Origin of the sequence: Wolbachia endosymbiont of Drosophila pseudotakahashii, assembly GCF_026015925.1 — a bacterium.
Classification (GTDB): Bacteria; Pseudomonadota; Alphaproteobacteria; order Rickettsiales; family Anaplasmataceae; genus Wolbachia; species Wolbachia pipientis.
The window spans coordinates 1,239,589-1,262,182 of record NZ_CP110359.1 but is presented as its reverse complement, the minus strand read 5'-3'; the positions used below and the strand labels follow the sequence as shown (position 1 = coordinate 1,262,182).

At 34.8% G+C, this 22,594-nt stretch carries 18 protein-coding genes and 1 tRNA gene; 3 read left to right on the top strand and 16 right to left on the bottom strand.

Annotated features, from left to right (window positions below):
• Window positions 1-61: 61 nt before the first annotated feature.
• From ONI09_RS06570 to htpG, 3 genes are read right to left on the bottom strand one after another with little or no spacing between them, the layout of a single operon-like run.
• Window positions 62-3,976 (bottom strand): host RNA manipulator TomO, encoded by a 3,915-nt coding sequence (locus tag ONI09_RS06570; RefSeq protein WP_458695089.1) that lies wholly within the window; start codon window positions 3,974-3,976, stop codon window positions 62-64.
• A 14-nt stretch (window positions 3,977-3,990) separates the two neighbouring features.
• Window positions 3,991-4,200, bottom strand: coding sequence for a hypothetical protein (locus tag ONI09_RS06565; protein WP_265014013.1), 210 nt, complete (start codon window positions 4,198-4,200; stop codon window positions 3,991-3,993).
• Window positions 4,201-4,238: 38 nt separating this feature from the next.
• Window positions 4,239-6,134, bottom strand: a complete 1,896-nt coding sequence (gene htpG / locus ONI09_RS06560; protein ID WP_182309722.1) for a molecular chaperone HtpG — start codon at window positions 6,132-6,134, stop codon at window positions 4,239-4,241.
• Window positions 6,135-6,779: 645 nt separating this feature from the next.
• Between htpG and ONI09_RS06555 the strand changes: the two genes are divergently transcribed.
• Entirely contained in the window at window positions 6,780-6,896 is a 117-nt protein-coding gene (locus ONI09_RS06555; protein WP_077188447.1) for a WPE palindromic element domain-containing protein, read from the top strand.
• On the opposite strand, the gene ONI09_RS06550 is transcribed toward ONI09_RS06555, so the two are convergent.
• Together ONI09_RS06550 and ispH are read right to left on the bottom strand one after the other, a co-directional pair.
• Window positions 6,886-7,035 carry a hypothetical protein gene (locus ONI09_RS06550; protein ID WP_265014012.1) on the bottom strand — a complete coding sequence of 50 codons (150 nt, stop codon included), beginning with the start codon at window positions 7,033-7,035 and terminating at the stop codon, window positions 6,886-6,888. The two genes, ONI09_RS06555 and ONI09_RS06550, sit on opposite strands and share 11 nt — an antisense overlap.
• A gap of 600 nt (window positions 7,036-7,635) precedes the next feature.
• Entirely contained in the window at window positions 7,636-8,565 is a 930-nt protein-coding gene (gene ispH / locus ONI09_RS06545; RefSeq protein WP_265014447.1) for a 4-hydroxy-3-methylbut-2-enyl diphosphate reductase, read from the bottom strand.
• Window positions 8,566-8,585: 20 nt separating this feature from the next.
• Here ispH and ONI09_RS06540 point away from each other — a divergent pair, with 20 nt between their 5' ends.
• Window positions 8,586-10,133 (top strand): peptidoglycan D,D-transpeptidase FtsI family protein, encoded by a 1,548-nt coding sequence (locus ONI09_RS06540; RefSeq protein WP_151807547.1) that lies wholly within the window; start codon window positions 8,586-8,588, stop codon window positions 10,131-10,133.
• 2 nt (window positions 10,134-10,135) lie between these two features.
• Here the strand turns inward: ONI09_RS06540 and ONI09_RS06535 are convergent, their stop codons facing one another.
• Together ONI09_RS06535 and elbB are read right to left on the bottom strand one after the other, a co-directional pair.
• Complete coding sequence (locus tag ONI09_RS06535; protein ID WP_265014011.1) at window positions 10,136-10,444, bottom strand: hypothetical protein; 309 nt, start codon at window positions 10,442-10,444, stop codon at window positions 10,136-10,138.
• Between the two features lie 146 nt (window positions 10,445-10,590).
• The gene (elbB, locus tag ONI09_RS06530; RefSeq protein WP_264707255.1) at window positions 10,591-11,298 is read right to left on the bottom strand and encodes an isoprenoid biosynthesis glyoxalase ElbB; all 708 of its coding nucleotides are present in this window, start codon (window positions 11,296-11,298) and stop codon (window positions 10,591-10,593) included.
• A 136-nt stretch (window positions 11,299-11,434) separates the two neighbouring features.
• Between elbB and ONI09_RS06525 the strand changes: the two genes are divergently transcribed.
• A complete protein-coding gene (locus ONI09_RS06525; RefSeq protein ID WP_265014010.1) occupies window positions 11,435-12,469 on the top strand; it encodes a hypothetical protein in 1,035 nt (344 codons plus the stop codon).
• Window positions 12,470-12,505: 36 nt separating this feature from the next.
• Here ONI09_RS06525 and ONI09_RS06520 read toward each other — a convergent pair whose 3' ends face one another.
• From ONI09_RS06520 to ONI09_RS06480, 9 genes are all read right to left on the bottom strand, one after another.
• Window positions 12,506-13,057: a 5-formyltetrahydrofolate cyclo-ligase gene (locus ONI09_RS06520; RefSeq protein WP_264707258.1), complete on the bottom strand. Its 552-nt coding sequence runs from the start codon at window positions 13,055-13,057 to the stop codon at window positions 12,506-12,508.
• Window positions 13,041-13,661: a ferredoxin reductase domain-containing protein gene (locus ONI09_RS06515; protein ID WP_006279429.1), complete on the bottom strand. Its 621-nt coding sequence runs from the start codon at window positions 13,659-13,661 to the stop codon at window positions 13,041-13,043. Before ONI09_RS06515 ends, ONI09_RS06520 begins: the two co-directional genes overlap by 17 nt.
• A 97-nt stretch (window positions 13,662-13,758) precedes the next feature.
• Window positions 13,759-14,904 carry a SurA N-terminal domain-containing protein gene (locus ONI09_RS06510; RefSeq protein ID WP_182309700.1) on the bottom strand — a complete coding sequence of 382 codons (1,146 nt, stop codon included), beginning with the start codon at window positions 14,902-14,904 and terminating at the stop codon, window positions 13,759-13,761.
• A gap of 184 nt (window positions 14,905-15,088) precedes the next feature.
• Window positions 15,089-15,179, bottom strand: a tRNA-Ser gene (locus tag ONI09_RS06505).
• Window positions 15,180-15,913: 734 nt separating this feature from the next.
• A complete protein-coding gene (gene ppa / locus ONI09_RS06500) occupies window positions 15,914-16,420 on the bottom strand; it encodes an inorganic diphosphatase (protein WP_265014009.1) in 507 nt (168 codons plus the stop codon).
• 59 nt (window positions 16,421-16,479) lie between these two features.
• Window positions 16,480-17,703: a WD1261 family protein gene (locus ONI09_RS06495; RefSeq protein ID WP_265014008.1), complete on the bottom strand. Its 1,224-nt coding sequence runs from the start codon at window positions 17,701-17,703 to the stop codon at window positions 16,480-16,482.
• Between the two features lie 791 nt (window positions 17,704-18,494).
• Window positions 18,495-19,601 carry a tRNA 2-thiouridine(34) synthase MnmA gene (gene mnmA, locus ONI09_RS06490; protein ID WP_265014007.1) on the bottom strand — a complete coding sequence of 369 codons (1,107 nt, stop codon included), beginning with the start codon at window positions 19,599-19,601 and terminating at the stop codon, window positions 18,495-18,497.
• 316 nt (window positions 19,602-19,917) lie between these two features.
• Window positions 19,918-20,994 (bottom strand): rod shape-determining protein, encoded by a 1,077-nt coding sequence (locus ONI09_RS06485; RefSeq protein WP_265014006.1) that lies wholly within the window; start codon window positions 20,992-20,994, stop codon window positions 19,918-19,920.
• 23 nt (window positions 20,995-21,017) lie between these two features.
• Window positions 21,018-22,436, bottom strand: a complete 1,419-nt coding sequence (locus tag ONI09_RS06480; protein ID WP_265014005.1) for a gluzincin family metallopeptidase — start codon at window positions 22,434-22,436, stop codon at window positions 21,018-21,020.
• Between the last annotated feature and the right edge of the window lie 158 nt (window positions 22,437-22,594).

Here is a 22,594-nt window from a genome sequence, read left to right as displayed (position 1 = left end):
CTTATTTACCGATAATTAACATAATTATAATAAATTATTAAATGGTAAACTACTATATTTATTATACATGTACGGCAGTAGGTACTTTCCCCGTGTTGAAAGATTTTTCAACCTCGTTGTTTTCAACTTGGCTTTTAGGTGTACAGTAGTATATAATTGCAGCGGCAACCAGACAACAAGCTCCAACTGCTATCCCCACTGCTAACATTTCTAAGTAAACAAAGATAGCTATCGAAGCTACTGCAGCCACGACTAGTGTTGAAACAACTATAGTAGACAATGTGCTTTTTTTAATATTCTGTGGAGAATCATTATCTTCTTCACTTGGATCATTATCATTTTCTATATCTTTCATGAGAGGCTTGTGATCATCCAGAGTTATAGTGGAAGCACTATTAGATTGACTTATCACCATACCTATAAACTGCACAGATACACTACTATCATCCACCCCTTTGCTATTCTGCTCTAGATTATCGGCAGGTAGTTGATCACTACCATTCTTTGACACTACACCTACACTACTATCACCTGCACTTTGCAAATTAGTATTACCTTTTTCACTTGAATCATAACTCTGTACCATAGGTTGAGCTTCCAGCAAAAGTACACCATTTTGATTACTTGCAACTTCATCAGTATCTTCACTAATAGTTTCAACCAGACAACTCACATCCCCTGAAACCTGCGCATCAACATGAATAACATGCTCTCTATCCACAAAGGATAATACTGTGCTATTGTCCACATAGCCGCTGCTTTGTAAACTCACACCACTTTTTTCCACTTTATTGTTTTCAGTATCACTACTCACAGGAGTTACCTGATCACTTATAGTAGCGCTAACATCTTGTATATCTTTATTGTTTTGATTATCAGACTGTCTACCATTACTTTGAACATTATTCACCTGCTCAGATTTGTTGTTAGCTACTGAAGGTATTAGTGTTGGCTTCAGTGCCGGTGTTGGTTGTGGTGTTGGCGCCGGCGTAGGTATTGGAATTGGATTCGGTGTTGGTGTTAGGTTCGGCGTTGGCACTGGCGTAGGTGTTAGAGTTGGATCTTTCTCTGAAAATAGCCTATAATCGTCAATATCATCATGTGTCTCAATAGCATTGCGAGTTCTATCATTAAGTGCACCATTCTCATACGAATCTGTAAGTACTTTTACTATATTTTGCAATCCTTCTGAACCCGCTTTGTTGATCGTATTCAAATTAAGGGTAATGTAACCATTAGAGGTAGGAAGTTGGATTTTTGATATTCCATTGCGAAGAAACTCCTGTACCACAAGCTTAAGCGAAGTAAAACCCTCTCTACCATGCTTGTTGAAAATTTCAATGACATTGCGGAAAGCAAGCTGTTGACTACTTAAAACTGCAGATTGCAAATTCTGTGTATTTCCCATTTCGGTAATAGGGTTAAGACTTCCACTTGGAAGCACATGACCGTTCTGCATATAAGGATAAAAAGGAAACACTTCTTGCTGCCTGGTGCTAGTTTGAGTACCATCTTTTTGTTCAGAGATTTTATTCTCACTTGAAGAAGCATTAGGTGTTTCAGGTGTAGTTGGTTGAACAGGTGGTACAGTATTGCTTGGATTGGTAGACTGCTTGCCATTGATTTGAACATTATCCTCTTGTCCAGAGCTTTTATTAGTTACTGGAGGCACTGATGTTGGCACTTGGTCTGGTATTGATGTTAATATCGGATTCGGCGTTGGCACTGGTGCTGCATTAGCAGAGGCTTTTGTACCTTCAACATTACCACTCGCAGAACTCTGTGGTGAAAGTGGTGGTGAATCTTGTTGATCACCTTGTTGCTCTTGAGTATTAGAAGGCTGTGCCTTAAGTTTTGCACTTTCTTCTGGTACATGTTCAGCAGGTTGGACAGGAGCTTGTTTCCTCTTACTACTATCAACTTCAGTGATTACCTTCGAGCCATCATTTTTACCAACATATAGTTCTCTAAATTGCACTTCTTTTTCTTGTTCATTTTTCTTTTTTTCTTCTTTAGATCGTTTTATGCTCTCTTTACGTTTTTTAGCACTATTTTTACCCATTTCACCCTCCTCATAATTATTACCTATAGCTTCCTCTATTGAAGCCTCTTCATTGTTCATAATATTTTTTCCTCTGTCCACAATATTTTTTTCTGTCTGCTTACTGCCAGCACTTTCAAGTCCTGGATTTTCTGATAGAATGTCACTTGTTATAACTGGAATTTCTAATTCATCTGCAACGTTATTACTTCTTTTTCGTATTATAAAAGTTCCAGGAGTTTGGCACATTTCATCCCACAAATCTTGACGTTCATGGCAGGAATATTTTTGCACACCAATAGAAAATTGCAGAATATTTCTAATTTGCATTAAACTGAATATTAGATCAATATTCTTTTGACGTTTATTGTCTTTTGGATCTTTAGTGTATTCATCATACACTATGCAAGCAGTCTGAACTAATCCATTTACAATACCTGAAAGACGGCTGTTATATTCACGTAAAGCTTCAGATTGCAATAATTTGTTTTCCTTTTCCAGATCTTCTATGCGCTTTTCTATGCTAGACTTAAAAATCTTACACTCCTCTTGAAAAATTACGTTAATTGCACCCTCTTCTGTGTATAAGTAACATACTTCCTTGACTAAGGAGTAATCTTCTTGGCCTATTGAGTAGTGTGTTGCATTTTTCAGTATATTCTGTATGACCGGCCTAATCACTTGCTCATTATGTGATACGTTTTGATGGATTTCTTTAGTGTAAAAAAGCACCTCGACTATAACGTCTGTGTTTGTGTATTCAACATTAGACAATGCAATGAGGATTGATTCGTGTATGTTATCAAATTCGTTATTTTTAAATTTTTGATTGAGATAGCCGATAACATCATTGCTGCATTTAGCACATTTTTCACACAAGTGCTCGATAAATGCAATATTACCAGCATCCAATGCAGTTTTCAGAATTAAATCATAAATTTCTTTTCTGCCACGAGCTCCTATGTTTTTCAGGATTTGTTGCCCTAGTATTGTAATAACTTTATCATCCGCAAATGCTTGTTCATATACATCGTAAATGGCATGATCTGCACTATTAGTGTATCGTTTGCACAGGTATTCAATGACAGATGTGTGTTCCTGGCTTATCGCAGTTTCTAATAAAGTAACAAAACTCTTTTTTAATAACTCTTCTGTTGAGGCTTTTTTAGTTAGCTTATTAATATATCTTTCAAATGCACCCAGCACTATCGTGATGAATTCTTCATTTTTGATCAGAGACGCTGTTTCAAGCACACCATACAAAGAATCAGGATTACTTGTTTTTAACACCTGTCCAAAATCTCTTAAAACGTATTCGACAAAAACTGCATTTAATAATTCTTGCTCTTTTCTTAATGCTATAACTGAGAAAAAACCAATCTTATTAGGTTCGACAAGTTGTATAGTTTGATCTTTTAATCTTCCATAAACTCCATCGGTACCATGGAATTTTTCTATAAAAGCTTCAATATATTTTTGACCACCAACAAGGAGAGGTAAAAGACTTAAATTTCCTTCAGCAAAAAGAAAATCCTGATATTGCTCTACTAGCTTGTCATTAGCTGCAATTGCCAATAGTACCAATTCTTTTACTGAATAATCATACTTGAAACCCTCTTGATCAAATTTATATTGTGATAGTATATTTGAATATATATGTTGATGGTTGCTTCCGTTTTGTAACTCCAAATTAAGTTGATTTGAACAGAAATCTTTGAGATTTTCATTATCCAGCGTAATAGACCTGCCTTCATAATCTTCAATATTTTGTACAACCTTGTCTAATTCTTCACAATTATCTTCTTGTATAGCTTGATTTAAGATATTTATAATCTCAGCAAAAGTTAAGTTTTTAGGAATGATACCATATGAATCTTCATCTTTTAACTCTACAGTAAATGACCTATCACAACCATCAGGAAAGTTTGCAAGTATTGCATTCTCTAAACTTAGATCTGCAGGGGAGGGGGTGTGCTACATGGAGTAGCTGGTATCTCTTGACTTTCGCTATCTAAAACTTCAAACTCTTCTTCAATACCTGAATCTTCAGAATCTGGTTTTTCAAAACCACGCCAACTTTTGATTAATCTTTCAGAATTTGATTGGCCCTGTGAAGTTGTATCTTGTGATACAAAGTCTCTAAAATTGGAACCAAACATGTTTTACCTCCTAACTAGCAGCTAAGCTAAGTATAGCATTAAACAGAAATCTTGCCAAGCAAATTATTCAGTCTCTTAGCAAAGCTGCTCGCGTCATCCATCTCTTCGCCTTCCACGATGCAAGCTTGGTAAAACAATAAGTGAACCATGTCCTCCAATGTTGGGTTTTCACCACTTTCAGCATAAGATTTCATTATACTCTTTATTACAGGATGCTTAGTGTTAATTTCAAGCACCTTTGGCGTGCGGTAATTTAGCTGCTTTTGTTCACGCAAAAAACGCTCCATGCGAAGATCCATAGCACCTTCATCAACCGCTAGGCATACGGGACTATCAGTCAATTTTTTGGAAATTTTTACGCTTTTTACTGAATCTCCAAGCACTGTGGTAAAATATTGCAATATAGTTTCCTCAGTTTTTTCTTCATTCGATTTGTTTTCTTCATTTTTCTTATCTTCTTCTGAAGAGAATTTTTCCAAATCAACATCAGCGCGAGTCACAGACTTAAACTTTTGATCTTTATATTCATGAATTACACTAGTCCAGAAATCATCCACTGGATCAACGAACAGAAGAACCTCCAGCCCTTTACTGACGAACCCCTCAAGTTGCGGACTGTTTTTCACTGAATCGAGGCTATTTCCGGTGAGATAATAGATATGTTCCTGCTCAGGCTTCATTCTGCTTATATAGTCATCAATGCTGACTAATTTCTCATCACCAGTACTATGAAATCTGCAAATTGAGAGTAGTGCTTCTCTCTCATCAGTTGGCATAGCTTCACAAAGACCTTCCTTTAAAACTGCACCAAAATTGGTCCAGAATTTTGTATATTCCTCTAAATTCTCTTTTGCTTTTTTACCGAGCTCTGATATCACACGCTTAGTGAGAGATTTTCTGATCTGCTCAACAACACGATTATTCTGCAGCGTTTCTCTGCTGATATTAAGAGGCAAGTCCGGTGAATCAACCACGCCTTTCAGAAAACGCAAGTATTGTGGTATAATCTGTACGTTATCTTCAGTGATAAATACTTTATTTACATATAACTTCACAGAGCAACGTCTATCTGGATGGAATAAATCAAAAGGTTTTATAGAAGGAACATAAAGCAAATTTGTATATTCTATTGCACCTTCATTTTTATTATGCAATATCATCCAGGGCTCCCCGCCAACGTGAGCAACACTGCGGAAAAAATCGTTGTGCTCCTCTTGAGTAACGTCATTTTTTGGCTTAGTCCAAATTGCAGCCTTACTGTTTAACTTTTCACTTTTTCCTTCTTCGTCTATAAATTCAACAGGAAAATTTATGTGATCAGAGTAAGTAGTGACAATATTTTCAACACGAAATTTATCTAAAAACTCGTTTTCTTCAGGATGCATAATGAGCGTAATTTTGGTTCCGCGAGGGACTTGATTATCTGACTTGCTGATTGAATATTCCCCATCTCCTTTGGATTGCCAGATCCAAGACTCCTCTTCTCCAGCTTTTCTCGATTCTACTATTACTTCTGATGCAACCATAAAGCTTGAGTAAAAACCAACACCAAACTTCCCAATCAGCTCCACAGTTTGGCTTGAATCCTTGCTATTCTTAATCGCATCCAAGAACTTTTGCGTACCAGAGCTTGCAATTGTACCAAGATTGTCTATTAAATCCTGTCTATTCATTCCAATGCCATTATCAGTGATATATAGCTCGTTCTTGTCTTTATTGGAGCTGATAGTGATTTTTAATTCGTCACTCAAATCTAGCAAATTAGGGTTTAGTTGAGATTCATAGCGCAACTTATCACATGCATCTGATGCATTTGATATTAATTCACGCAGAAAAATGTCTTTATTGGTGTAAAGTGAATGAATCACTATATTCAGTACTTTCCCTACCTCAGCGTCAAATTTTAAATTTTCAGTTTCTTGTACATTATGCATTTTGAGCTCCATTATTTGCCTACTACCCTAATAATTTAAGTATTGAATCACGATCTTTCAAGGTCACGTACACCAAAATTAATGTGGGTGTAGTTATTATGACACCCAATTTATGGGATCTCTTGCATAACAAACTTTTGGCAGCGCATTGGATGAAACGAAAAACTTCCTTGACACCCTTCGCCAGCCCCCTTATCATGAAACTGAAGCTATTTATTTATCTTCGCAATCTCTGCAGTGGATTAATGACAAAAAAACTTAATGTATTTGGCGTAAATCATGCTTAATTTTTTGCACTATGTGCACCTCATGTCTTTATCAAATTTCTAGCTACACAAGCTGAAATACGCTATTTAAAACATCAAAAAACGCCAACTTAAAAAATGGATAGTGAATAATTAGCTACCCTAGGGTTTCTTTGCCTTTTTTTCTGTTTAGTAAATTTCTTAACGTTTATAATTTAGATTAGTTGCGGCTTAAAAGCGGCTGAGTCACGGTTATTAATCGTTTAGAATAAAAAAACGCCATACTTGAAAGTATAATGTAAGTAACTAGCCAACCATCGGGCTTTTTTTGCCTTTTTTTTCGCTTGGTAAATTTTTTAATACTTAGATTAGTTGCAATTTAAGAGACCAGAAATGGTCAGTGCTTGGCACTGGAATAACGTCCTCCTTTGTTATCCCAGTGCCCAGACACTGGGATCCAGGAAACTTAATTGCAAGTAATGCATTGGATTTGGTGAGTATGGGTTTTATGTTATAGAATGAAACACTTTTGGTGAATTTGTAAAGAAAACTGGATCCCAGTGTTTGGGCACTGGGATGACACCATTCTTTTTCCTGGATTCCAGACTGGAATGACACCATTTGTTGTGTTTAACAAAGTTCGTACTTAGCTTCATATTAGCCGTAAATATTTAAGAAATTTACCAAACGAAAAAAAAGGCAAAAGAAGCTCTGGGGTTATTATCCGCTTTAAAGTATTGGCGTTTCTTATGTTTTAAACGCTTGACAAGGGAAATTCAGCTGCTTTTAATTGCAACTAACTTACGCTGCAAATGTTTAAGAAATTTACTAAGCAGAAAAAAAGACAAAGAATCCCCGAGTTAGCTAGTCTTTTACTATCTCTGTCGAGTATTGGCATTTTTTGATGTCTTGTAACGCTTTATAAGCGCGTTCAGCTTATTTAGATAAAAATCTAGATGTAGATGAAGTTTTGTAAAGACATACAGTATCTACATACTGCAAAAAATTGAACATAAGACGCCGACACATTAAGTAATCCTTACCTTTTAATCTGCAGATTGGCGAAAGCAAATACAATAGCTTCACTATCATGATAAGGGCGCTGGCGAAGGGTGTCAAGTAAGTTTTTTCGTTTCTATTCCCAATAAAAGTTTGTTATATGGTTATGCAAGAAGTCTAATGAATCGCGGTGTGACGTCTTAGCTATAGATGTGGTTTGTGTGATTTCAAGAGAAGCTTAGTAGATAAGTTGTGTCTTAAACCAGATTCGGTATTTTAAACTGAACACTTTCAATAATACCACCTGGCATAACTGAAATTTTTACACTCAGGTTTACTTTTAGGTAGTCCATTAATTCATCAACCAATATGTCAGGAGCGGAAGCACCTGCAGTGATTCCTATCTTTTCTACGCCCTGAAACCAGCTTTTATTCACACAGCTGTAATTATCAATCAAGTAGGCTCTTTTTCCTCCGGCAGTGCACAGATCTAATAAGCGGTTTGAATTTGAGCTATTTTTACTTCCTACAACTAATACCATGTCTACAATTTCAGCTAGCTTTTTAACAGCATTTTGTCTGTTTTGCGTTGCATAGCATATGTCCTTTAAATCTGAACCTGTTATGCCTGGAAACCTTGATTTCAAGGCAGCAATAATGTCACGGGTATCGTCGATGCTTAACGTAGTTTGTGTAACATAAGACAAATTATCTGGATCTTTAACCTTTAAATCATATACATCCTGCAAAGTTTGCACTAAAGTGATAGGATTGTTTACTCTTCCCCTAATTCCCTTAACTTCTGGATGGTTTTCATGCCCAATGAGAATTAATTCTTTACCACTGTTTTCATACCTTTTTGCTTCTTTATGCACTTTGTTGACTAAAGGACATGTTGCATCAATCGCTTGAATACCCTTTCTTTTTGCCTCATCTTCTATATTTTTTGATACTCCGTGCGCGCTGAAGATCAGTATTCCTTCATTATCTTCAATTTCCTCGATACTGCTTACAAAAACCACTCCTTGTTTCTTAAAGTCCTCTACTATATATTTATTGTGAACAATTTCGTGTAGCACATAAACTTGGCGCTCGTTTTTGTATTTTTCTAAAGTAATAGCTAATATGTCCACAGCTCTTTTTACCCCGGCACAAAAACCTCGTGGTTCAGCTAAGATGATTTCCATTTTTGTCAAATCAAGTAAATATGCAAGCATTACTTAAAAATAAGCTCCGCTCACTGTGTTTTATAGTACCATTATTTATATTTTATATAATAATTATTTTTCGCATATTCTCTTTAACATTTGATCAACTTACTACTTCAGAAAATTTTAGAAAAGATAATATAGTACATAAACAACCCGATATTTTAGATAGAAATGGAGTGGTAATAGCAACAAATGTGCCCACAACATCACTATATATAGATGCAACCAAAGTAAAGAATCCGGAAAGTATAGCAGCACAACTATGTTCTACTTTGCATGACCTCGAATACAAGAACTTATATAGAGTACTTACTTCAGAAAAGAAATTTGCTTGGATAAAGCGGCACTTGACTCCAAAAGAATTACTAGCGATCAAAAACGCTGGTGTACCAGGAGTAAATTTTTATGACGACATAAAGCGTATATATCCTCACAGTAATTTATTTTCACACGTGCTTGGTTACACTGACATAGATGGCAACGGTATTGCAGGAGTTGAGGCATATATAAGTAAAAATAATGAGCAAGAAAAGCCCATAATACTATCCTTAGATACACGAGTGCAAAGCATAGTGCATGAAGAGCTAACTAAAGCTGTAAGCAGATATCAGGCACTTGGCGGAGTAGGAATTGTTTTAAATGTGAGAAATAGTGAAGTTATCTCGATGGTCAGCCTACCTGATTTTAATCCCAACTTACAGAATAAGGCAGAAGACGTACAAAAGTTTAATCGCGCCAGTCTTGGGGTATATGAGATGGGGTCGGTATTAAAATACTTTACAATAGCCGCAGCGCTTGATGCGAACGCTACAAAAACTAGCGATTTATATGACGTATCAACACCAATCACCATTGGAAAGTATAAAATTCAGGATTTTCATAAATCTAAAATTCCCAAAATTACTGTGCAAGATATATTTGTAAAATCATCCAACATTGGTGCAGCAAAAATTGCAGTCAAACTAGGTATTGAAAAACAGGTAGAATACTTTAAAGCTATGAAGCTATTTTCTCCTTTGAAAATAGAAATACCAGAAAAATCCACACCGATAATCCCGGATAAATGGAGTGAAAACACTTTAATAACAGCATCTTATGGTTATGGCATAGCTGTAACTCCTATACATCTTGCACAAACTGCAGCAGCATTAATCAACAATGGGATATTTCATAACGCAACCTTGATGTTGAATAAAAGAAGTATAGGAGAGCAAATTATCTCAAGAAGAACTTCCAGGGAAATGAGAAAATTATTACGTGCAGCAGTAACAGATGGCACTGGCAGAAAAGCAAAAATAAAGGCATATTCAATAGGAGGAAAAACTGGATCGGCGGAAAAAGTTGTAGATGGTAAATATAGCAAAGATGCAAACATAGCATCATTTATAGGAGTGCTAACTATGCTTGACCCAAGGTACATAGTTCTAATTGCTATTGATGAGCCTCAAGGGATGCACCATACCGGGGGAATAATTGCTGCGCCTATAGTAAAGAACATTATAAATAGAATAGCGCCTATACTAAATGTTACACCTGAGATGTAAAATTATGATTGCTTTACTACAACTTCAAATTTATCATCACCAAAATCCTTATTAATATACCAAGAACCATCATCTTTAGTTACAAATTCAAGACCTTTAAGGTATTTTTTTATTGTCTTTCCATTTTGACCATCAATAGCGATATTAATATCGAATGTAATAATGTCTAGATTTATCATAGCTTCTTTCCCGCTGCACGAATTTAGACTGAACTTGCCTAACATGACATCATTAAAACTCACTTCCCCTGTATAGACATCACACTGACCGTCCACACAACACGTAGTTTCAATATAGAAAAGGTCTGACATATAAAACACCTTACGTTTATAAAAAAAGAGCTAAAGCCCTACGCCATACCGTTATAGTCAGTAAACCTAGAGCACTTTAGCTATAATACAGCTAAGAATGTAAAATTCAACAGTTAATTGTGTAAGGAAGTCTAAATTACTATATCTTAGAGGAATGGCTGTTTAGTTTTTTTGTTAATCTTTTTTACCATGCTGTCAATCATATGCTTTATCCCTTGATATACAGAGTATGTACTTTCGTCGCTACGCATATAAGCAGAACAGGAAAATACATTATGTTCTTCGTCTTCTATTGATAACTCTGTATCGCATTTTATGTGCTCGCCGCCAAGCCTTTCTATCAACTGTTCTCTGTCATCTCCTATAGTTACCTTAACCTTACTTTCTTCTTTACCTATCTTGTTACTTAAAATTGAAACAATGATGGCTGGAGATATGCATATCGCTCCTATTGGCTTTTTTGTAACAAAAAATTCTGAAACTAATCTTTCAAATTCAGGCATTACTGTCACCATGTCTTTACTTTCAGCTAAGTCAGATAAATTTTTCGCAACCCCGTATCCACCAGGTACAACTAGCATGTCAAAATTTTCAGCTTTGGCTTCTTTTAAGTCATATATTTCGCCTCTTGCGATTCTTGCTGCTTCCACAAGTACATTCCTTTTTTCTTTTGTTGCCTCTTTTGTTCTATGATTCATAACTTGTGTGATATTGATATCAGGTGCAAAGCATTTAACATCCACTTCCTGCTGATCAAGCACAAGCAAACTTAAAACCGCTTCTCTTACCTCTGCACCGTCAAGGTGACCACACCCTGATAAAACCACAGCAGCTTTTAATTTTTTTTCACCCATAAAGTACCTTGATTTCATACAATCTAGATATTTTAATACAAATTCTATATTTGGAAAGGGGTATGTTATATCAATTATAATATAATTAATGATTAGTATGTATAATTAGGCATATTTATAATCAACGAAGCTGAATATGGAATCTAGCAATAGTATGTTTTTTGACACTGACTATCCAGAACTAAGAAAAGCTATTTCAGATATAATAGAAAGTATTGCACAATCCTCACAAGATGGGAAAAAAGAGTTATTTACAACCCTATCAGAACAAGTTAAAGGGATGAACCTCAAAGATTTAGGTTTAGCGATTAATGACCAAGGCTTGCAAAAGGAGGTTAACAAAGAATTATTTATAAAATTCATTGAAAAAGCACTTGAAAATTCAAAGTCTGAAGATATCGAGCCAAAGATAATAGAAGAAGCACTACAATCTGTTAATCAGCAAGCAATAAGTAATGTTATAAATAATAATAAAGGTCCGCTGGATAATCTAGTCAATTATTTTAAATCAGCATCTGCAAATGAAAAAATAGGAATAGCTTCTGATGGAATGGTATTAGGAGTAGCATTTTCTCCGCTTATTGTGCTTGCTACATTAATAGCGCTTGTAGCTATTGGAGCACGTTATGTAGGAATAGGTATAGGAAAGGCAGGGGAAAAAATAAAAGAAGGTGCGATTGATGCAGGAAAAGCAGTGAAAAGTTTATCTAAAAATTTAGGGGATAAATTGACTGAGGTTGGGCCAAAAAAAGATAACTTTAGTAAATTATACAATAGTTTGGCTCTAGAGATTATAGGCTATAATATGTCCGAAGAAGGTGAAAAAATAAAAAACGCCCAGAGTAAAGCAAAGGTCATAGGCATGCTTCAAAATGAAGGGCAGCGATCTGCTATACAAGAGTTAGTAAAGAATGGAACTATTCAAAATTTTTCAGAAGATGATATGAAAAAGCTTAGAGAAAAAGGTACTAGTACTTATGAAAGTGATAAGGAAGCACTTGAGGAACTTATGGAGAAATTTCAATCTAAAATTATGGCCATTGGTGAGGGTAAAATAAAGGAGGTAGAAAAAATGGTTAATGATAAAGTTAACCAAATGAAGTCACCAGTTCCTCAATTAGATAGTCCAAGTTCTGAACAGGCGAGTACAGGAGAAACCAAAACCCTCTGATGGCTTGGAGAGGGAGGGAATGGGAAAGGTAGAGATCTATTCTTTTTTATCCACTTTTTTGAGCAATCCACTTCTACACCTAACACACATTTCAGTGATTATAATATCCAATTTTTGATCATGTTTTTCTACAGGTAAATCTTTACAATATTGTTTCTCATAGGCTACACCTATAAATATTTTTCCAAGTGGCCGCAGTTTTTCTATCATTGTATCATACCAACCACCGCCAAAACCTAATCTATTAAAATGATCATCAAAAGCAATAACAGGAGTAATGATTGTGTCGGGAATTACATCTTCATTTGTTTCGTTCCATTCCTCAAATTTTAGTAACTTATTTTTATTAGGAATTGCTACTTTATAATCTAAATCGAGTAAACTATGCATCAAAGGCACAACATCTATTTCCTCATCCATTGGAATGTAAGCTGCTATTGTTTTGCCTTTAACGTAGCTTAAGTTCTGATTAAAGAGATTAATAAGGGAATTTGCCGCATAACTGGAATAACTTTCATCAATATCTTTTCTTATAGCTCTATATTGCTCTCTTATTTCCTTTTTGTGCTGTTTAATATCTTTGAACATGATCTATCCATTTTGCAGTAAGTTTTTCTTGTAAACTATTTTGCTTCAAGCGCTCACTTAAAAAGTCAAAGTCAACACACCCCATATCCTGGTCTTGATTACTGCAACTATAAACAAAACTCCTTTCTCCTGTTTTCGCATTTATATGTTGCTGCACACACTGAGCGCAGATTTCTTTCATCATACACTGCATAGGAGAATTAACTGATGATATCGCTATGTGGCCTGATTTCAGATATGGCTTTAAAATTGTTTTTCTAGCTTCATTCACAGCTTTCATCATTTTGTCAGAACCAATAGTGATAATTTTATCTATAACGTTCAAATTAATACCTAATCTTCCTTGTTGATAAGAGACTATTGCATCAACTATATTACCATGAAAGGATTTATCTTGATCTCTGCTTGTTTCTATCAATCCTTCTTCACATGCCCAAACTACTGCATTTGATGCACGCTCTATCAGTGCTCGTTTAAATACATCACTTAACTTCTTATAGCCAGCAAAGTACAAAACCTTGTTATTATTTTCAAGACATGCCTTCCCTATCGAAAATAACACTGCATTTCCAACTCCACCACCAATTAGCATTATATTCTTCATGTGCTATTTTAACTGCATTTGTTCAAATTTTTTGAAATTTTATAGAACAAAGTAATTTATATAGTTCTATACACAAAGACAAGAACACTCTCTGACTTCAACTATACCGATAACTGATAGCTGCATTTTTACGCATATCATCTAATAACAAGTTGCTTTGTATCATAATCTTTTGTTGGTACATTTTCTGTTTGATTGCTTCTATACCCGCTACATTACTCTTGATATCACACAACATCATCAACTTTGCAGTGCCATTTTCTCTCAATTCTACTATTTCATTCACACTTGTTTTACTAAATAAAATCTGTAAATCAGGATTTAAATCTCGCATTTTTATTTCAAATTCTTTTGCGTTTGGCAGCTTAAAATTATCTGCCAATTTATCAAAATTTAAACAACTGACCTTTTGCTCCTTGAGATTATCTAATAAACTTTCTGAACCTTCAACCACAATCTGTTTTAATTTTAAAGTGCTTTCCAGCAGTGCATGATTAAGTTGTACTTTATCTATTACTTTTATAACGGAGTAACCTTCACTGAAACTGAATGGACCTGCTATGTCGCTGGTTTCTAATCCTTCTAAAACGCTCTTGAGTTTTCCTTTTAGCTGACTTAAATTAACTGTTGCTTTACGCATCTTTATTGGAGATTCTGGGTTATTACTGTTGCGTAATTTTTTTACTAAATCTTCAGCTATACCATAAACGTCCTTGTCTTTTTGATCAGGAATTATAAACTCTTGGAACGTGATAAGATAATCCGGCTTTTCTGTTTGCCTTTTTACATCATCTACTTCTTTATCGCTTATATTAATAAATGGCACAATTCTTACTTCAATAATTTTGCTCCACAGTAACTGACATTTTATTTGTTTTCTTAAAATACCAAGATCTATATTATGCTTCTCTATGTATTGATCAACTTCATTAGCCTTAAGTTTAAAACTTTGGGTTAAAAATAACATAATAGCATTATCTAACTCCTCGTTGCTCAATTTTATATTCAGCCTCTGTGCTTCATTGATAATGATAATTTCGTCTATTAGCTCCCTAAGCACTTGAGGCTTTGCTTCTTTTTGATTAACACTTTGAGTGCCAAACAATGAATTTATAAAGTTGATGCGTTTTTCGATATCTAAATTTGAAATTGGTTCACCATTTACATCTGCAACAATTTCAATCTCGGTTGCAAGCAACCTAAGTGGCAACACTATCAACAGTAAAATTAGTATTTTATACATACAAGTAAAGTTGTTTAGTTAATAACCAATTCTATAATAAATACTGAGTCAATGCTAGCCAACTTTTTAATAGTGATCTCAGTGACAATGGAAATAAAAACCATTGCAACAAAATCAGGTACGCTGGTAAATAGGCTAAAAACATGCTAATATAGCGAATTTAAACCGTGCTAAAAACAGTATACGGAAGGAGAGGGATTCGAACCCTCGATACGACTTTTGGGTCGTATAACGGTTTAGCAAACCGCCGCCTTCAGCCGCTCGGCCACCCTTCCAAATTTAGAACCTAAAGATTATATAATACCAAGACCTCTACCACCTGTCTAATGCTTTTAATTGCAATATTTGTATCTGTTCAGATGCATGGCTAATGCTGAAACAAAAATTCCAGTGCTCCCTTTCTTGTCATCCCAGTGCCCAGACACTGGGATCCAGGATTTTGATTAGCACTAAGTTGGTGAGCATATAAGTGTTATGTTAAAATATAACGTTTTTACGGAAAGTCTGGATCCCAGTGGGCTTTGTTGCATCGCTAGCTATGATGGATTAAAGATAAAAAAGATAGCGAATATCAGTAGCTTATTATTCTGGTATTTATAACAAGAACGGTCAGTGAATACCTAAATTTGAGTAAAAGAAATTTCACTACCACTCACTAATCTGGCTAAAATTCAAGAATTTCAATGCCTTAGCTATTTTCAATAGAATTAAATTTATTAATATAAATAACAAATTACTATTCTTAAATTTGATCAGATTGATTGCAAAAAAACAAGATTTTCAATAAGTTGCTTATAATCCTAACTATAGTTAGCCTTTCATAAGTAGCGATGCAACAAAGCCATCCCAGTGTCACGCACTGGAATGACATCGTTTACTATGTGCCATATTGCAATGTTCGTACAGTTGTGCGCGGTATAGATTCCGCTAACAAGTAGCGGAATGACGAATTTGTTGTTTTTCAAATTGTGGGCAAACCTAAGCCACTTTAGCTATAAATCAATAAAAACTAATTTCTGCTTTTTTCAATGATTTTCTTTGCTTCTTCCACACCAACCCATTCTCCAACTGCTACCGTTTTTTCCTTTTCTAGATCTTTATAATGAGAAAAGAAATGAGTAATTTTATCTAGTAGGCTTTTAGATAAGTCAGAATAGTCCTTTATATTGTCATAATAGCTATCAACACTGGAAACAGGCACAGCTAATATTTTCTCATCTTCTCCTTTTTCATCTTTAGTGAGTAATGCGCCTATCGGACGCACCGATATTAAAACACTAGATGCTAAGGGAAACTGAGTTAGCACCAAAACATCCACAGGATCACCATCACCTGCGCAGGTATTTGGTACAAACCCATAATTGCAAGGATAAGTCATTGAGGTAGATAAAAATCTGTCAACTTGTAACAACCTAAACTCTTTATTAAATTCATACTTTACAGGCTCAGCATTCGCACTTATTTCAATTACCACATTCACCGCATTTGGTCCTGCTGTTATTTTACTTAAATCCATAAATTACCTCTTAACTTAAGAATAAGCATTATACAATATATGCTTTTAAGTTGCTACATTTATGTAATTCTAAACTTATTTTGCACGGGCTGTCCTAAATTTTCATTCGTCATCTTATTGACTGTTGAAAGTGGTGGTTCCTGTGATAATTGAAATAAAGCATATACTATTACGATAGTAAGCACTGCAGCAATTACTAGATTAGCAAAATTATCCTGTGGTAGGACACCTTTTATTGGATTAAATAATTTTTGCTCCATAAAGAAATAATCAGCAACATATAACCCAACAGATAATACAAACATACCTAAAATAAGTTTACAGACTGTGTTTTTATGGTCTTTTTCTTTTTTCTTGCTGGTGATAGGATTTGGCCTACATTCATTCTCTTCTTGCAGCACTGAGTAGTATATATTATCAGGGCTCGTTATTAATTGTTCAAATTCATCACTATTTTGGTTTTTTAACAGTTGCTCTAGGGTGTTTTTTGTATTTATAGGATATATTAATCCATCCATTTTCAATGCTTTCTCTTGCCGATCCACATTCTCATGGTCGATTGTATATTTATCTCTACTTGATAATCCGATCATGTGTAGTTTGCCAGCTAAGAACATTATATAGCTCTCTATTAACTGATTCTCACATATCTCTAATACTTCTCTTTTTACTGTTTTGTTAGATGACGAAAGTTCTTTATAGTGACCACCCAAAGAAAAGAACAATGCTATATCTTTATCTGCTTTTATGTCATGAATGGAATAATAGCTGCTGATAACGCACTTATTTAATGCAAATTCTCTGTCATATTTGTTTAATGTATTTCCTTCACTTAGTAACTTTCTAAGACCAATGAGTACTTTATTTTCAAAATCTTCTTCTGTTTTAAATATTGGTTCTCTCTTTGGATTTGCTAAGATGTTAAGTAAATCTAATTTTCTTCCATCTACTACTTCATTTATATATTCATTTAACTCAGATCCTTTAATAACTTCATATATTTTATCTATGATATCTTTAGTATTCAGGTTATTGTTTTCACTTAGAATTTGATAAGCTTGAGCATAAATTAAAAACAGCCCTTGTAGACTAAATTTTAAGTTAAAATATTTATCTAATGGTTCCTCTTTTTTTCTAATGAATTCAGACAAACCAAAATGATTTCTGTGATCCATAAAACGACCTAAGTCAGCATGTTGAAAGCTACCTAAAAAAATAAATAACGTCTCTAATAAATTACCCTTACCAACAATTTTTATTAGTTCTTCAATTTCTTTTATCATTGCTGAAACCTATAATGTTCTACTTTATAGTATAAGGGATACATGGCAAAATAGCAATAAATGTTATTAGACTTCTTGCATAACCCAAACTAAGTAGAAAAAGGTATAGCTATACCGCCGCGGTATCTCAGCCACTAACAAGAGATCCCGCTAACACGCAGCGGGATGACGAGACTTATCTTTATGCCGCCGCGAACCGTCATACCGCGATTCATTCGCAATATCTCTAGATCCCGCTGGGATGACGGTTGTCGTTTAGCTACAAACATTAAGAAATTTACCAAACAAAAAAAGGCAAAAGAAGCCCCGTGGTTGGCTAATTACTTACATTATACTTTCAAGTATGGCGTTTTTTTATTCTAAACACTTAATAACCGCGATTTAGCTGCTTTTAAGCCGCAACTAATCTAAATTATAAACGTTAAGAAATTTACTAAATAGAAAAAAAGGCAAAAGAAACCCTAGGGTAGCTAGTTATTCACTATCCATTTTTTAAGTTGGCGTTTTTTAATGTTTTAAATGCTTTATAAGCGTGTTTCAGCTTGTGTAGGTAAAAACCCAGAAATTTGATAAAGACATAGAGTGCACATAGTGCAAAAAATTAAACATGAGACGCCAGATACGTGAGTTTTTTTGTCATTTAATCTGTACAGAGAAGATAAATAAATAGCTTCAGTTTCATGATAAGGGGGCTGGCGAGGTTTGTCAAGGAAGTTTTTTCGTTTCTGTTATATGGTTATGCAAGAAGTCTATTGTATGTTTACACTCTGCATTAAAGCTTTTAGTTAAGATCATATCCATCCACCGCCGATAACTTGCTCATCTTTATACGCTACACAGGCTTGACCTGGACTGATGCCAAAGTAATCGTCGTTTAAAATGACACAGGCTTTATTTTTTTCGTCAGTTGAATGTATTGTTGCTAAACTTCCCGCATGTGATGATCTCAGCTTCACAGTTACTTCCATACCTTCCTTTGGTTGTTCTAACCAATTTAACTCCTTGATCAATATTTTTTTTTGCATTAATACGTTGATCGGACCTACTATAACCTCATTATTTTCTGTATTAATTTTTATCACATAAAGAGGTTCATTGTGTGCGATACCCAAGCCCTTTCTTTGCCCCACTGTAAAATTTACTATGCCACTGTGCTCGCCTAGCACTTTTCCATTAACATCCACTATTTTACCTTTCTGTACAGATTGTGGAGCTAATTTAGCTATTGTTTTACTATAGCTTTCGGAAACAAAGCATATATCTTGACTGTCCGGCTTTTCAGAAATTTGTAAACTGAAATATTTTGCTAATTTTCTTATATCACTTTTATAGAACCCACCTAGCGGAAATCGCAAAAGCTTTAACTGTTCTTGAGTTGTAGCAAACAAAAAATAACTTTGATCTTTACTTTTATCAATACTTCTGCACAACTTTACCTCACCATTTTTTTCTAACCTTCTCACGTAATGTCCTGTTACGAGCACATCCGCACCAAGATTTTTTGTAACTTGCAATAGATCACGAAATTTTACCGTTTGGTTACATCTCACGCATGGTATGGGAGTTTCCCCACGCATATAGGTACTCGCAAAATCCTCTATTACTTCCTTTTTGAATATTTCCTCATAGTTTAAAATATAGTGAGGAAAGCCAACACTTTCAGCTACACGCTTAGCGTCATAAATATCCTGTCCAGCGCAGCATGCACCCTTTCTTGCGTTAGCATTACCGTCAGTGCCATAGAGTTGAAGAGTCACACCTATCACCTGGTACCCAAGGTTATGTAGCAGTGCTGCAGCAACCGAGCTATCAACTCCCCCGGACATTGCAACAACAGCCTTAGTCTGGTGCGGAGTTTTATCTTTTAGCAGAGGTTCAATTTCAAATTCTTTTAGCATAACCGCCTTAATTTATAAACGCAAATCTTGTGTCATTCCAACATACAACTGTGCAAACGTTTTGATTTGGGGGCAATTTACATAGTAGATAATGTCATGAAAGTAGCTGACACTGGAATCTAACTTCTATTACACAAATTCATTAAAACAGCATATTTATTTGTAATCAAGTTTCCTGGATCCCAGTGTTAGCTACTCGGATGACACCCTTTTCTGCTAGAAGTTGCCTTCAAATTACTTGGTGCATGACACTGGGATCTCATTTATATTACATAATTCCATCAAAACAATTCGATAAGCTACCTTCAAAAATAATTTAATCTTGCTTGAATAAAACATGGCCAAAATAATCCATGTTTTCAAGCACTTTTCCACTACCTAAGGCAACACAACAAAGTGGGTCATCTGCAACACGAACCGGTAATTTTGTTGTTTCACTGATAACTTTACCTAGATTATGTAATAATCCACCACCACCGGATAAAACTATTCCTCTATCGACTATATCAGAAGAAAGTTCAGGTGGAGTGCTCTCCAGCGCAGTCTTAATAGCAGAAATTATCTGATGTACAGGCTCTATTAAACTCTCTACAACTTGGTATTCCGATAAAAGCATTTCTTTTGGCATGCCACTCACTAAATCCCTGCCTTTAATTATCATTCCCTCTTTGTTATTTTCACCTGGCAGACTGGCTGAACCTATGCTTTTCTTAATTTTCTCAGCGGTTGTTTCACCGATTAATAACTTATGATTTTCACGAATATATGATTTTATTGCTTCATCCATAATATCGCCACCTACTCTGGCAGAACGTGAATAAACAATTCCGCCTAAAGAAATAATTGCAACTTCAGTTGTACCGCCTCCTATATCAACAATCATAGAACCCTCAGGTTCAGTAACCGGGAGCCCAGCTCCGATTGCTGCAGCCATTGGTTCTTCAATTAAAAATACTTCATTTGCACCAGCACTTTCTGCTGCATCTTGTATAGCACGCCTTTCAACTGGCGTGGATCCAGATGGAACGCATATGATAATATTAGGTTTATTAACAGTGAATTTTGTGTTTGCACTGCGTATGAAATATTTTAGCATTTCTTCCGCACTTTTAAAATCAGCAATGACTCCATCTTTTAAGGGCCTTATCGCCTCTATTTCTCCAGGCGTTTTTCCAAGCATCATTTTAGCTTTTTTACCAAAAGCATAAGGAACGTAACTTCCTTTTTCTTTTATTCTTGCTACAACTGAAGGCTCATCAAGCACTATTCCCTGATTTTTCTGATAAACTAAAGTGTTTGCAGTACCAAGGTCTATAGCAATATCGCTAGCAAACAAACCTTTGAAAGTAAAAAGGCTATAAAACTTTCCGGTTAATTTTCGAACAAAATTCATACATAACTCAAGAAAACCATTTATTAAGACAAATTATACTTTTCAGATAAGTAGTAAGTAACACACTCAACGTCTAAACCCTTAACTGTTACCTTTTTTAGCAGTTCCAGGCCACACTTTGCACTGTATACATTTTGAGATAACCAACTGATAAGTAAACTAAAATCTCCTTTTATTATAGCACTTAATGATTCGTAATGATTCTTTTTAACGAAAGAGAAAATCTGCACAGCAGCAATTAAAGCAATAATTTTTATAGGAAAGTAGCCCATAACACCGCTTGCCCAATATTCATCTTGAAAATAAGTGTTTAGCTCATTTTTAGCTTTTACTGGAATTTTATAGTGCTTCATACCTTCCAACCACGCATCATGCAGGTCTTTGACTTCCAATGTGCCATTTATTATATCTTGTTCTAACTTAGTTCTCAACATAATATGAGCTAACAGACTAAATTCATCTGCATTTTTTAAAAAAGAAGAAAGGTTTATTTCATTGAAAACCAAGTGCAAATTTTCAACACTGCTATTAGTTTTGCCTTTTATAGCAAACTTCTCTTTTATGTGTGGTTGAATAAACTCAATAAATTCTCTGGATGTTCCAATCATCCTTTCCATGAATAACCCTTGAGTTTCATACATAACATGTCTCGTAATTGGACTACTTATAGAATTTTGCGCTAAACATTTTTGATAAATTGCATAACCACTATGCCGTAAAAGTGAAAATAAACCATAACAAAAATCAGATTCATCATAATCTATAGGGTAGTAATAAGAAGTACGAATCTCATTTAGTGCAATACCCATTTGCTGTAAACATAATGAGCCAAGTTCAATCTGTTTCTGAGTAGCAACTTTTTGTATATTAGTAACCTTATCCTTATCCTTTTTCTGCTTTTCAATTATTTTATCTACATTTTCGCTAAAAAATTTGCCTACCTTGGGGAATACTTCCCTTATATTCTTTTCTGTGATATCAGAGTCATAGTCAGCAAGCAGTGAGTCGTATTTTGAGCATTTTAATTGCTGCGATTTTATAGAAGCTACTTCGCGAATGAGTGTGATTAAATCAGTAAAACGTTCTTTTAGTTTTTCTAAGTTACTGGTTTCAGAATGAGATAGCTTCCATAAATTTTGGCATTCAACCTTAGCTTTGGATAAAGACTTTACTAAATCAATAGGAACAGCACTGTTGCTTTTATGTATTCTCTCTATTAACTTTAGCTGCTGAGTATTTGCACTTTTTTTGTTACCAAGAGCATCTGCTAATGATCCCTTTATTGCGTCATGAGAGATAATTTCATGTCTGATTTCTTCTAGAAGACTCATTTGTTCAACTTTGTCCTCTATATTCAATTGGCTTTGGTTTAGTACTTTTAGCGTATTTTCGATATTCTTTACCCTATATAATACTTCCTCTAAAAACTTATAAGATTGCATATTTGTTCATTATTTTAGAAAACATCTGTTTAATACCGTAATAGATTAATAATAAAGTTAAAAGTATATTTGCTTAAAGTACAATAAAAAATTGTACTTTTTATTCTTTTATTGGATTTTTCTACTCAGAGTCCAGCATATTATAGGAAAATTAATTG

Coding starts and splice junctions, on each gene's coding strand:
- ONI09_RS06565 (WP_265014013.1), bottom strand. CDS start 4,200: ATGTTTGGTTCCAATTTTAGAGACTTTGTATCACAAGATACAACTTCA.
- htpG (WP_182309722.1), bottom strand. CDS start 6,134: ATGCATAATGTACAAGAAACTGAAAATTTAAAATTTGACGCTGAGGTA.
- ONI09_RS06550 (WP_265014012.1), bottom strand. CDS start 7,035: ATGAAGCTAAGTACGAACTTTGTTAAACACAACAAATGGTGTCATTCC.
- ispH (WP_265014447.1), bottom strand. CDS start 8,565: ATGGAAATCATCTTAGCTGAACCACGAGGTTTTTGTGCCGGGGTAAAA.
- ONI09_RS06540 (WP_151807547.1), top strand. CDS start 8,586: ATGCAAGCATTACTTAAAAATAAGCTCCGCTCACTGTGTTTTATAGTA.
- ONI09_RS06535 (WP_265014011.1), bottom strand. CDS start 10,444: ATGTCAGACCTTTTCTATATTGAAACTACGTGTTGTGTGGACGGTCAG.
- elbB (WP_264707255.1), bottom strand. CDS start 11,298: ATGGGTGAAAAAAAATTAAAAGCTGCTGTGGTTTTATCAGGGTGTGGT.
- ONI09_RS06525 (WP_265014010.1), top strand. CDS start 11,435: ATGGAATCTAGCAATAGTATGTTTTTTGACACTGACTATCCAGAACTA.
- ONI09_RS06520 (WP_264707258.1), bottom strand. CDS start 13,057: ATGTTCAAAGATATTAAACAGCACAAAAAGGAAATAAGAGAGCAATAT.
- ONI09_RS06515 (WP_006279429.1), bottom strand. CDS start 13,661: ATGAAGAATATAATGCTAATTGGTGGTGGAGTTGGAAATGCAGTGTTA.
- ONI09_RS06510 (WP_182309700.1), bottom strand. CDS start 14,904: ATGTATAAAATACTAATTTTACTGTTGATAGTGTTGCCACTTAGGTTG.
- ppa (WP_265014009.1), bottom strand. CDS start 16,420: ATGGATTTAAGTAAAATAACAGCAGGACCAAATGCGGTGAATGTGGTA.
- ONI09_RS06495 (WP_265014008.1), bottom strand. CDS start 17,703: ATGATAAAAGAAATTGAAGAACTAATAAAAATTGTTGGTAAGGGTAAT.
- mnmA (WP_265014007.1), bottom strand. CDS start 19,601: ATGCTAAAAGAATTTGAAATTGAACCTCTGCTAAAAGATAAAACTCCG.
- ONI09_RS06485 (WP_265014006.1), bottom strand. CDS start 20,994: ATGAATTTTGTTCGAAAATTAACCGGAAAGTTTTATAGCCTTTTTACT.
- ONI09_RS06480 (WP_265014005.1), bottom strand. CDS start 22,436: ATGCAATCTTATAAGTTTTTAGAGGAAGTATTATATAGGGTAAAGAAT.